Consider the following 11,769-nt stretch of genomic DNA (forward strand, 5'->3'; position numbering starts at 1 on the left):
CTTCGTTGAATACACAAAGTGTCAAAAAACAGGCAAAAGACATTCTAAAGAATATTTGACCAAGAATGTAAAATATCCTGCCAAAGAGGCAGGATAAAATAATTTTGCCATGGTATACTAAAGAGATGAAAGAGCCAAATTCACGATAGGCAGGGGAAGAACGTGAGAAAAGAATGGGATGACTATTTTTTGGATATTGCTTTTCAGGTGGCCGGACGCAGCACCTGTCTGCGTCGTGAAGTCGGCGCGGTGATCGTGAAGAACCGGCGCATCAAGGGAACCGGATATAACGGCAGTCCGGCCGGGCTGCCGCATTGCATCGATGAAGGCTGCCTGATGGTCGACGGCCACTGCGTGCGCTGCATTCACGCCGAACCGAACGCGCTTTTGGAATGCACGCCGGAAGAGCGTCAGGACGCAACGCTCTATTGTACGGACCGGCCGTGTCCGGAATGCCAGAAACTGATTATTACATCGGGCATCAAGCGGGTCGTGTACGGACGGCATTATCATCCGCACACCGACTGGCTCGATATGGCCAAGGAGATTGAAGTGCTGCATATCGCGAGAGGATGATGAACATGTTGCAGGCCATTCAACTGCCGCGTTTGAACCGACTGACGCCGTCGCTTGATTCTACGCTGCTCAAAATTATGGAAGAGGCCGGAGAACTGGCGCGCGCGGTGCTGACTTTTTTGCCGTACGAAAGCGCTGGCCGCGGCGAAGGCAGTGCTTATTTGCGTGACGTCGCCGATGAATTGCTTGATGTGGCGCAGACTTGCGTGACGATGCTGTTTGTCGTGGAAGAGGCGCAGCAGATGACGGTTGATCATTTGGTGCAGCAGCATCTCGATAAACTGACCTGCAAAGGCTATGTGTTCGACGCCGCGCTCTCCTACCGCGTTGCAACGGATGGGGACTATAAGTTTTTGCAGTTGCCGCGTCTTGCATTGCCGGACGTGACGCTCTTAACCACGGTCTGTAAGATTCAAGAAGAAGTTGGCGAATTAAGCCAATACTTAGGGAAAAAGGCGGGCGCTTCCGGTGAAACTGCGAAACTGCAGCAGGCGGAAGTTTTGGAAGGCTGCTGCTGCGAACTTTTGGACGTCGCGCAATGCTGTTTTACGATGATGTATATCCTGGCGGAACGGTATCAAATGCCGATGGAAACGATTGTCAAAGAACATGTCGCCAAACTGCGTCGCAAAGGGTATTGCAGTTGACAAGCGGCACGGCTGGATGTACAATTACTTTGATTTACGTTCAAATAACGGTATTTGGAAAACGAGGTGCGAAACGCTGATGCAGACCTATCTTGTGGCCTTTTTTACGGCTCTGGTGGTAGCCTATTTCTTGACTCCACAGGTGAAGAACCTGGCGATACGGGCGGGCGCTTTGGATGCTCCGGATGCCCGTAAGGTTCATAAAAAACCGATTCCGCGCATGGGCGGGTTGGCCATCTATGTTGCGTTCGTCGTTGCGGTGCTGCTGTGCATGCAGGTGACGCGCGATGTGCTGGGCATATTGGTCGGCGGAACGGCTATTTTGGCGCTGGGAATTTTAGATGATCTCAAGCCGCTGCCGGCGAAGGTGAAGCTGCTTGGGCAGATTGCCGCCGCAGGCGTGCTGGTGTTTTTTGATATCCGCATCGAGTGGATCACGAATCCGTTCGGTGAGATGCTATATGTTGAATATTGGTCGATTCCGTTGACGATCCTCTGGGTGGTCGGTTTGACCAACACCGTCAATCTGATTGATGGCCTTGACGGCTTGGCTGCCGGCGTATCAACGATTGCCGCGGTTACGATCCTCTTGGTCGCACTGCAACAGAATTTTTGGACGGTGGCTATCCTGACCGCTGCGATTGCCGGCAGTTCACTGGGCTTTTTACAGCATAATTTCAATCCTGCTAAAATCTTTATGGGCGACACAGGCAGCATGTTCCTCGGTTACATGCTGGCGGCGGTGTCAGTCATGGGAACCGTGAAGAGCGCGGCGACGATTGCGTTAATCGTTCCGATTGTCGCACTCGGGCTGCCGATTATGGATACGGCCTTTGCCATTGTGCGCCGTTATCTGAGCGGCCAGCCGATTTTTAAACCGGATCGCGGTCATTTGCATCATCGCCTCTTGGATATGGGACTGACGCAAAAACAGGCGGTCTTACTGATGTATGTGATCAGCGGTTGCTTGGGGTTAAGTGCAATCGCATTGACGGAAGTGAATAAGATATCCGGCATTATTATCATCGTCGGAATTCTAGGATTGGCCTTTGTCGGCGCTCGTAAGATCGGCGTGTTGAAGATTGAGGCGTCCGAGTAGAAAAATCATTGAAAAGGCTGGCAATAATCTGCCGGCCTTTTTTAAACGCTTGTTTTTGCTAGAATAAGAATGAGGTGGTCGGGAAGATGAAGAAAAAAATCAAAGTAATGACGGTGTTTGGTACGCGGCCAGAGGCGATAAAAATGGCGCCGCTTGTTTTGGAATTGCAGCAGCATCCCGAAGAGATAACGCCGGTGGTCGCCGTTACGGCGCAACACCGTGAAATGCTTGACCAGGTACTGGATTTGTTCGGCATCGTGCCGGATCATGACCTTGATATCATGGCGCAAGGACAAACTTTGTTTGAAGTGACGAGTCGTGCGATGCAAGGCTTGAATACGGTCTTGGCGGAAGAGAAACCGGATATCGTGCTGGTGCACGGCGATACGACGACGACGTTTGCCGGCGCCTTAGCTGCTTATTATCACCAAATTGACGTTGGGCATGTCGAAGCGGGGCTACGCACCGGCGATAAATATTCGCCGTATCCGGAAGAAATGAACCGGAAGCTGACAGGTTCATTGGCAGACCTACACTTTGCCCCGACTGATACGGCGCGAGCCAACCTTCTGACTGAAGCGATTCCAGAGCAGGGCGTGATCGTTACCGGCAATACGGTGATCGACGCGCTACTGGCGACGGTACGGCAAGATTACGTTTTTGCCGATCCGCTCTTGGCGAACATTGATTATAAAGCAAAACGCGTCGTGCTGGTGACGACGCACCGGCGCGAAAATCTTGGCGAGCCGATGCGCCATGTCTACCAGGCGTTAAGAGATATCGTCGCCGAATTCAGCGACGTGGAAATCGTCTTTCCGGTGCATCGCAATCCGAAGGTACGGGAAGTCGTGGAAGCGGAACTTGGCGGTTTGGAACGCGTGCATTTGATCGATCCGCTCGAATACCAGCCGTTTACCAATTTGCTTGCGCGCTCCTATCTGATTCTGACCGATTCCGGCGGCATTCAAGAGGAAGCGCCGTCGCTCGGTAAACCGGTATTGGTGCTGCGCAACACCACGGAACGTCCGGAAGCGATCGCAGCCGGCACGGTAAAGTTGATTGGCACGGAACGCGACGTCGTATACGGAGAAACCCGTCGTTTACTTGACGATGCGGCGGAGTATCACCGTATGTCGGCTTCGAGTAATCCGTACGGCGACGGATTGGCATCGAAACGCATCGTGCAGGCCATTTTGCACCATTATGGTTTGGCAGAAGAAGGTGCGCAACCGTTTACTGTGAAGGGATAAAATAGACAAATAGATTTTACCGGGAGACGCTGTCTTCCGGTTCTTTGTTTTTTGCATAAAGAAAGTTTTTAAAACGCGTAGAAAGTAAAAAAACATCCTGTATTCATGCGAATAGGAAGAGGGATTTGAAATACAGTTGTAGAATGTTGTAAAAGTCACAATGTGCGTATCGGCCATGTGGCAACGCTGGGCGCAAGAAAAGCAGCCTAGGGAGAGAAGAAGGTATGGACAAAAACAAGTCCGGCAAACAGGAGACGGTAGGCGGGGCATTGGCAACCGCATCGGCGATCGGGTTTACGATGATCTCCACGTTGATCGTCGGTGTTTGGTTAGGACGTTGGGCCGACCGTGCTTGGGACGTGACTCCGTGGGGAACGGTTAGCGGCATCATACTGGGCATGCTGGCCGGGCTTTGGTCAATGTATAAAAAAATAACGAAGGGAACGTGAAGGATAGCAGGCAGGAATGGCAAACGCAGCAAGGCTTTGAGGGGAGCAAGGGTTGTTTGGTTGTTCGGTCTGTTTTTATTTTTATGACGAAAAACTATTGGCAAGAAGTAAGACGGACGTTGCTGCAATTGATTCTCTGGGGCGGATGCATCGCGGTCGGCATTTATCAAAGCGGACAAGCGGCTAAACTTTATGGGTTTCTCCTGGGCATCGTCACCGGCGGCGCATATTATCTCATGCTGAGTTTGCGTATTTGTCGCAGCGCAGAGATGCCGACTGCTAAAGCAGTCGGTTATATGAGGGCTGGTTGGGTCGTCCGGTTGGTATTGGTGTTGCTAATGCTTTTGTTGTCGGTAAAGGCGCCGTGGCTTGATTTTTGGGCGGCGGTGGCCGGCCTGCTTTTGCTGCAGGGCGTGATGGTGATGAATGCCGTCTTGGCGGCGCTACGAGCATGGCTGAGACAATAATTGTGAGCATAATGTTTGTATCTTGGCAAGAAAGGAGGGGTTAGTAGTGGAACACGGTGGAGGAGGCCATGAGATAGGGGCGCATAAGCTGGCCCAACTCGGCGGATTCACGTTCCATATGGATACGCTGATGATGACGTGGCTGACGATGGCATTGGTGTTGCTGCTGGCGTTTGCCGCTACGCGCAGACTGTCGTTGGCGCCAAAAGGCTGGCAGAATCTATTGGAAATGGTGGTCGAAGCGCTGCTTGAACAAATGGATGGCGCGATGGGCCCAAGGGGACGCAAATTGGCGCCGCTGATTATCACGCTGTTCCTGTTTCTCTTGATCGGCAACTGGCAGGGCTTAGTGCCCGGTTTGGCATCGCCGACCAACGACTTGAATACGACGCTTGGCTTGGCGCTGATGGTCATCGGACTGGTGCATATTTTGGGCATCATTAACAAGGGGCCGGTTCGCTATGTAAAACATTTCTTCGAACCGTTTATCCCGTTCGTGATCATCAACATCATCGAAGAATTTGCCAAACCGATTACGTTGTCATTCCGGCTATTCGGCAATATTCTGGCGGGTGAAATTCTCATTATTATTTTGGGAATTCTGGTACCAATGTGGATTCCGATTCCAAATGTCGTCTGGCTTGCTTTTAGCGTTTTCGTCGGCGCGGTTCAGGCATTCATCTTTACGATGCTGTCGATGTCCTATCTGGCGAATTCAATTCAGGATGCGCATCACGACTGAACGGAAAAAAACCGTTCTTTGTTTGCTTAATGGTCAATGATTTTAAAGGAGGATGAAATTTATGGAACATGCAATTATGGTGGCAGGAGCTATGGTCGGGGCTGGTTTGGCAATCGGATTGGGCGCGGTCGGCGCAGGGATCGGCGACGGTGTCGTCACTTCTAAATTCGTTGAAGGCGTTGCACGTCAACCGGAAGCGAAAGGTACGCTGCTGGTACAAATGCTGATTTCTGTTGGCTTGATCGAGTCTGTGCCGATTATTGCCACGGTTATTGCGATCGTACTGCTGTACGCCAATCCGTTGCTCAAGTAAGGAGTGCAGCTGAGGGGCAACGGCCCCTCTTTGTGCGCCGGAAAAGGAGGTGCCCTGAGTGATTGAACTGAACGCGACGCTGGTCGCGCAGATTATAAACTTTTTGATCTTAGTGGCTTTATTGACAAAGTTTGCCTATAAGCCGCTCTTAAAGATCTTGGCGGAACGGCAAGAGAAGATTGCCGGTAATATTGCGGCTGCCGAACGGGAACGCCAGGAAGCCGAAACACTGCGTCAGGATTATTTGAAACAGCTTGACGACGCTCGGGCGCGCGCCCAATCAATCGTCGACAAAGCTGCGCAGCTTGCGGAGCAGACCAAGGACGAAATTCTGGCCGCCGCGCGCGAAGAAAGTACGCGTTTGATTAAGGCGGCGCAGGAAGAGAGCGATCGTCAACGCGACAAGGTCATGGATCAAATGAAGGCAGACATGGTCAATCTGTCACTGGCGGCAGCGGCCAAGATTATTCAACACAATTTGGATGCGGAAAGCAATGCCAAACTGGTGGATGATTTTATCCGTCAGCTGGATGACAAGAAAGTAGGGGGACTGCCATGCTAAGCAACCAGTTGGCCGTGAAGTACGCCCAAGCATTGTTTGAGCTGGCGGCAGAGCGGGACATGCTGGGCCAGGTGCAGCAAGAGCTTGAGATCGTGGCGGAAACGCTCCGGCAGCACAAGGATTTGGGGACGCTGATCTATCATCCGCGCGTGCTGCCGCAGGCCAAGAAAGATACGCTGCGGCAAATTTTTGCCAACGAAGTACAATTGTTTGTGCTTAACTTTCTTTTGCTGTTGGTGGATAAACGCAGAGAAACGGCGTTGCCGGGCATTCTGCAGGAATACACCAAGCTGGCTAATACGGCGCGCGGCATCGTGGAAGCACAAGTTGTTACCGCCGTTCCGCTGACGGAAGCCCAGGCTGAAGCATTGGCCGCCAAATTGGGACAGGCCGTCAGCCGCAAAGTGGTGCTAAAGACCCGGGTGGATCAAAGCATCCTGGGCGGGGTAGTGGTGCAGATGGGCGATAAGCTTATCGACGGCAGCGTGGTGCGGCAATTGTCGTCTATGCGCAGCGCCCTCCTCAAGAGTGAAGCGACAAGGATTGAGGTGACAGACTGACTATGAAAATGAGGCCTGAAGAAATTACGGCGATTATAAAACAACAGATCGAAAATTATCAGGTGGACTTGAGCGTCGACGACATCGGCACGGTCATTGAAGTGGGGGACGGCATCGCCCGCATCCACGGTCTGGAAAAAGCGATGGCCGGTGAACTCTTGGAATTTCCGCATGAAGTTTTCGGCATGGTATTGAATCTCGAAGAAGACAACGTCGGAGCGGTGCTGCTCGGCGGCGAAACCTTGATCAAAGAAGGCGACACGGTACGCCGGACCGGACGCATCATGCAGGTTCCGGTCGGCGAAGCGATGATTGGCCGCGTCGTCAATGCACTCGGTCAGCCGATTGACGGCAAAGGACCGATTAATACGACGGAATTCCGTCCGGTGGAAAGTCCAGCTCCGGGCATTGCGGACCGTCAGTCGGTAAAAGAGCCGCTGCAAACCGGCCTGAAAGCGATCGACTCGATGGTGCCGATCGGCCGCGGCCAGCGTGAATTGATCATTGGCGACCGCGGTACCGGCAAGACGGCGATTGCGGTCGATACGATCATCAACCAGAAAGGTCAGGACGTCATTTGCATTTATGTGGCGATCGGACAAAAGGCTTCGACCGTTGCGCGCGTTGTAAAAACGCTTGAGGAAAAAGGCGCGCTCGCCTATTCGATCATTGTCGTGGCTTCGGCTTCCGACTCTGCGCCGCTGCAGTATTTGGCGCCTTATGCCGGCGTATCGATGGCGGAGTATTTTATGCGCAAAGGTGAACATGCGCTCTGCGTCTATGACGACTTATCGAAACATGCGGTCGCATATCGTGCGATGTCGCTGCTGCTGCGTCGGCCGCCAGGCCGCGAAGCGTATCCCGGCGACGTTTTCTATTTGCATTCCCGCTTGCTCGAGCGTGCGGCCAAACTGTCCAAGGAACTGGGCGGCGGTTCAATTACCGCATTGCCGATCATTGAGACACTGGCCGGCGACGTATCCGCCTATATCCCGACCAACGTAATTTCGATTACCGACGGTCAGATCTTCCTGGAAAGCGAGCTGTTTTATTCGGGCATCCGTCCTGCGATCAATCCGGGGATTTCGGTATCGCGCGTCGGCGGTTCAGCGCAGATCAAGGCGATGAAACAAGTTGCCGGACGTTTGCGTCTCGATTTGGCGCAGTATCGCGAGCTGGCGGCTTTTGCGCAATTCGGTTCCGACTTGGACAAGTCGACCAAAGCGCAGCTTGACCGCGGTCAGCGGACGATGGAAGTGTTGAAACAGTCGCAATACCGTCCGATGGTGGTCGAAGAGCAGGTCATGGTCATTTATATGGCGGTCAATGGCCACTTGGATGATGTTCCGATGGATGCGGTCATTCGCTTCGAAGCCGATTTCCTGAAATTCATGCATACCAATTATGCCGAAATCAGCAAAGGAATTCGCGAGCGGAAGGTGCTTGATGCCGAGAGCGAAGCGGTGCTGAAGAAGGCAATTCAGGAATTTAAGGATACGTTTGCTAGCCAAGGGACGAGGTGATGTAGATGCCCAGTGTAAGCGACATTCGGCGACGCATCAAAAGCGTCAAGAATATAGAACAGATCACGAAGGCGATGAAAATGGTAGCGGCAGCGCGTCTGCGTCGGGCTCAGGAACGGGCGGCGGCGAGCAAGCCGTATACCGAGAAGATGCAGGAAGTGCTGGCCAGCGTGGCCGGCGCTTGCGGTGATGCGGAGCATCCGCTTCTGGCCGTAAGGAAAGTCAATCGGACGGCGTATTTGGTGCTGAGCGCCGATAAGGGCTTGGCCGGCGCTTATTCCTCGAACTTAATGAAAGAGGTTGTAGCGCATATGGTCGGTCGGGATAAGGCGGACTGTCCACTGATCACCGTAGGTCGTAAATCGCGCGATTATTTCAAACGTCGCGATTATGACGTGGCGGTCGAATTTACCGGCTTTTCGGAAAAACCGACTTACCAGCATGCGATTGCCTTGGCTAAAGAAGTGGCCGAAGGTTTTGTTCGGGGCGACTATGATGAAGTCTATTTGGCCTATACGCAATTTTATTCGCCGATTACGCAAAAGCCGACGACCGTCAAATTGTTGCCGCTCGCGCAGCCGGAAGGCGAACAGGAGCACCGGGAATATATTTATGAACCGAGTGCGGTGGATGTGCTCGGGCAGTTGTTGCCGAAGTATCTGGAAAGCGTGATTTACGGCGGCTTGCTGCAGTCGGCGGCCAGTGAACTGGGCGCGCGGATGACCGCGATGGGCTCGGCCACCGACAACGCCGAAGAATTGATTGCTAAATTGGTGCTGAACTATAACAAGGTTCGTCAAGCTACGATCACACGGGAGATTTCTGAGATCGTCGGCGGTGCGGAGGCCTTGAAGTAAGCTGGGGCAAGAGGCCGCAGCAACAACAACGCAGGTGGGGCTCAAAGAGCCCGCGCAAGACAACGAGGAGGGGTTAACCCCATGGAAAACAATCGAGGTAGAGTTATTCAAGTTATCGGTCCGGTAGTCGATGTGGAGTTTCCTCCAGAGCAGCTGCCGTCGATTTATAACGCACTGACCATTGCCGGCAAAAGCGGCGATGTCGATATCCACTTGGTGGTGGAAGTCATGCAGCATCTGGGCGACAGCGCTGTCCGCTGCGTAGCGATGTCCTCGACCGATGGTCTGACCCGGGGCATGGAAGCGGTTGATACCGGCTCGCCAATCAAGGTTCCGGTAGGCAAAGGCACATTGGGACGCGTGTTCAACGTACTCGGCAACGTGGTGGACAATAATCCGGCTGCATTTACGGCGGATGATCATTGGCCGATCCATCGTCCGGCGCCAAGTTTTGAAGAACAGGAAACGTCAACGCAGATCCTGGAAACAGGGATCAAGGTCGTCGACCTGATCGCGCCGTATGCGCGCGGCGGCAAGATCGGCCTGTTTGGCGGCGCAGGCGTTGGTAAGACGGTTTTGATCATGGAACTGATCCGCAACATTGCGACCGAACACGGCGGCTATTCCGTCTTTGCCGGGGTTGGCGAACGGACGCGCGAAGGCAACGACCTCTGGATGGAAATGCGCGAGTCCGGCGTTATCGAGAAGACGGCGCTGGTATACGGCCAAATGAACGAACCGCCTGGCGCGCGTATGCGCGTTGCTTTGACCGGTTTGACGATGGCCGAATATTTCCGTGATGTCGGCGGTCAGGACGTCCTGCTCTTTGTCGATAACATCTTCCGTTTCATCCAAGCCGGTTCGGAAGTATCGGCGCTCTTGGGTCGTATGCCTTCAGCGGTTGGCTATCAGCCGACGCTGGGTACCGACGTCGGTGCGCTGCAGGAGCGGATCACTTCGACGAAAAAAGGTTCGATCACGTCCGTACAGGCCGTTTATGTGCCGGCGGATGACTTGACCGACCCGGCTCCGGCCGCAACGTTTGCGCATCTCGATGCGACGACCGTATTGTCGCGTCAGATCGCCGAACTGGGCATCTATCCGGCGGTTGATCCGCTGGATTCGACGTCGCGGATCATGGACCCGCACGTCATCGGCGACGAGCATTACCAAGTGGCGCGCGGCGTGCAGGAAGTGCTGCAGCGTTACAAGGAACTGCAGGATATCATTGCGATCCTCGGTATGGAAGAGCTGTCGGATGATGATAAGCTCAGCGTATCGCGGGCGCGCAAGATTCAACGTTTCCTGAGCCAGCCGTTCTTCGTGGCCGAACCGTTTACCGGCACGCCGGGCAAATATGTGCCGCTGAAGGAAACGATTCGCGGCTTTAAGGAAATTATCAGTGGCAAGCATGACGACCTGCCGGAAGCCGCCTTCTATATGGTGGGAACCATTGATGAAGTCGTGGAGGCAGCCCGTCGAATGAAAGGGGAATAACCTATGGCCAAGAAGATTCGCTTGGATGTGGTTACACCGGAAAAGGTGGCCTTCTCCAAGGAGGTCAATATGGTCATTGCCCGGACCACTGCTGGTGATGTCGGCATTCTGCCGGGGCATGCTCCATTGGTGGGGACCCTTGGCATTTGGCCGCTTCGCATCATGGAAGAAGAAGGGGAAACGCAGCTGTCGCTGATGGGCGGCTTCATCGAAGTCCAGCCTGATAAGATCACGATACTGGGCGGAACCGTAGAATTGGTTGAAGAGATCGACGTTGCCCGGGCGGAAGCCGCCAAAGAACGGGCGCAGCGTCGCTTGAAAGGCGATGTCGTAGCCGCAGATACCGTCACCGACGAACTGCGCGCTGAAATCGCGCTGAAACGCGCGATTGTCCGCTTGAAGGTGTATGAGTTCTACCAGCAACGCAGACGTTAATAAGAAGAATAGGCTGTCACAAAATAAGATTATTTTGTGACAGCCTATTTTCTTATGACTTTAGTCAGTTGAGCGAAGCGAAACAGAAAACCACCCGCTATGCGGGTGGATGACAACTGTTATACAAAAACTCACCACTTTCTTATAATAGAGGGTGTTCAGGCCACTATACAAAGAAAGGACTGGTGAGTTTTATGGGACAAAGTTTAGCACATACAAAATGGCAGTGCAAGTACCACATAGTATTTACGCCGAAGTTTAGACGGAAAATAATCTATGGTCAATATCGTGAAAGCATAGGAGAAATATTACGAAGGCTATGCAGTTATAAGGACGTAAAAATCATAGAAGGTCATCTAATGATCGATCATGTGCATATGTTAGTATCGATACCGCCAAAATTCAGTGTTTCTGCATTTATGGGGTATCTAAAAGGAAAAAGTGCGCTAATGATATTTGAACAGCATGGTAATTTGAAATACAAATATGGGAATAGGCACTTTTGGGCAGAAGGATATTATGTTAGTACAGTAGGGCTAAATGAAGCGACGATCAAGAAGTACATTCAAGAACAAGAAAAACATGATCAAGCAATAGATAAACTGAATGTACGAGAGTACGATGACCCTTTTAAGGGTAACGTGAAGTAGTACAAACATCCCTTTAGGGATAGCAAAAGTGATTAGACCGTAGTGGCTTGAACAAAGTGAAAGCCAGCGTCTTGAGACGCCGGCTAGTAATAGAGGCTTATAGCCTCAGTGCAAACCACCCGTTAGACGGGTGGTTCTGATT

Annotated in this window: 15 protein-coding genes; all 15 read left to right on the top strand. The window is 52.6% G+C overall.

The features are described from left to right. Positions 1-162 precede the first annotated feature (162 nt). Positions 163-576 carry a deoxycytidylate deaminase gene (locus QTL79_RS12115; protein WP_346355228.1) on the top strand — a complete coding sequence of 138 codons (414 nt, stop codon included), beginning with the start codon at positions 163-165 and terminating at the stop codon, positions 574-576. A gap of 5 nt (positions 577-581) precedes the next feature. Further along, the gene (locus tag QTL79_RS12120) at positions 582-1,223 is read left to right on the top strand and encodes a MazG-like family protein (RefSeq protein ID WP_346355229.1); all 642 of its coding nucleotides are present in this window, start codon (positions 582-584) and stop codon (positions 1,221-1,223) included. A gap of 79 nt (positions 1,224-1,302) precedes the next feature. After that, the gene (locus QTL79_RS12125; protein ID WP_346355230.1) at positions 1,303-2,322 is read left to right on the top strand and encodes a glycosyltransferase family 4 protein; all 1,020 of its coding nucleotides are present in this window, start codon (positions 1,303-1,305) and stop codon (positions 2,320-2,322) included. 86 nt (positions 2,323-2,408) lie between these two features. Further along, positions 2,409-3,572 (top strand): non-hydrolyzing UDP-N-acetylglucosamine 2-epimerase, encoded by a 1,164-nt coding sequence (wecB, locus tag QTL79_RS12130; RefSeq protein ID WP_346355231.1) that lies wholly within the window; start codon positions 2,409-2,411, stop codon positions 3,570-3,572. A gap of 224 nt (positions 3,573-3,796) precedes the next feature. Then, positions 3,797-4,021 (top strand): AtpZ/AtpI family protein, encoded by a 225-nt coding sequence (locus QTL79_RS12135; protein ID WP_346355232.1) that lies wholly within the window; start codon positions 3,797-3,799, stop codon positions 4,019-4,021. A 56-nt stretch (positions 4,022-4,077) separates the two neighbouring features. Then, a complete protein-coding gene (locus QTL79_RS12140; protein ID WP_346355233.1) occupies positions 4,078-4,488 on the top strand; it encodes an ATP synthase subunit I in 411 nt (136 codons plus the stop codon). A 46-nt stretch (positions 4,489-4,534) separates the two neighbouring features. Next, positions 4,535-5,230: a F0F1 ATP synthase subunit A gene (gene atpB / locus QTL79_RS12145; protein ID WP_346355234.1), complete on the top strand. Its 696-nt coding sequence runs from the start codon at positions 4,535-4,537 to the stop codon at positions 5,228-5,230. A 61-nt stretch (positions 5,231-5,291) separates the two neighbouring features. Beyond that, positions 5,292-5,543 (top strand): F0F1 ATP synthase subunit C, encoded by a 252-nt coding sequence (atpE, locus tag QTL79_RS12150; RefSeq protein WP_346355235.1) that lies wholly within the window; start codon positions 5,292-5,294, stop codon positions 5,541-5,543. A gap of 58 nt (positions 5,544-5,601) precedes the next feature. Further along, entirely contained in the window at positions 5,602-6,105 is a 504-nt protein-coding gene (gene atpF / locus QTL79_RS12155; protein ID WP_346355236.1) for a F0F1 ATP synthase subunit B, read from the top strand. After that, entirely contained in the window at positions 6,099-6,665 is a 567-nt protein-coding gene (atpH, locus tag QTL79_RS12160; protein WP_346355237.1) for an ATP synthase F1 subunit delta, read from the top strand. Before atpF ends, atpH begins: the two co-directional genes overlap by 7 nt. Positions 6,666-6,667: 2 nt before the next feature. Then, a complete protein-coding gene (gene atpA / locus QTL79_RS12165; RefSeq protein WP_346355238.1) occupies positions 6,668-8,188 on the top strand; it encodes a F0F1 ATP synthase subunit alpha in 1,521 nt (506 codons plus the stop codon). 5 nt (positions 8,189-8,193) lie between these two features. Then, positions 8,194-9,045 carry an ATP synthase F1 subunit gamma gene (atpG, locus tag QTL79_RS12170; RefSeq protein ID WP_346355239.1) on the top strand — a complete coding sequence of 284 codons (852 nt, stop codon included), beginning with the start codon at positions 8,194-8,196 and terminating at the stop codon, positions 9,043-9,045. A gap of 81 nt (positions 9,046-9,126) precedes the next feature. After that, positions 9,127-10,542, top strand: a complete 1,416-nt coding sequence (gene atpD, locus QTL79_RS12175; RefSeq protein WP_346355240.1) for a F0F1 ATP synthase subunit beta — start codon at positions 9,127-9,129, stop codon at positions 10,540-10,542. 3 nt (positions 10,543-10,545) lie between these two features. Then, a complete protein-coding gene (gene atpC / locus QTL79_RS12180) occupies positions 10,546-10,977 on the top strand; it encodes an ATP synthase F1 subunit epsilon (RefSeq protein WP_346355241.1) in 432 nt (143 codons plus the stop codon). Positions 10,978-11,171: 194 nt separating this feature from the next. Further along, a complete protein-coding gene (tnpA, locus tag QTL79_RS12185; RefSeq protein WP_346353623.1) occupies positions 11,172-11,627 on the top strand; it encodes an IS200/IS605 family transposase in 456 nt (151 codons plus the stop codon). The last annotated feature ends 142 nt before the right edge of the window (positions 11,628-11,769 follow it).

Origin of the sequence: Azotosporobacter soli (assembly GCF_030542965.1) — a bacterium.
Classification (GTDB): Bacteria; Bacillota; Negativicutes; order SG130; family SG130; genus Azotosporobacter; species Azotosporobacter soli.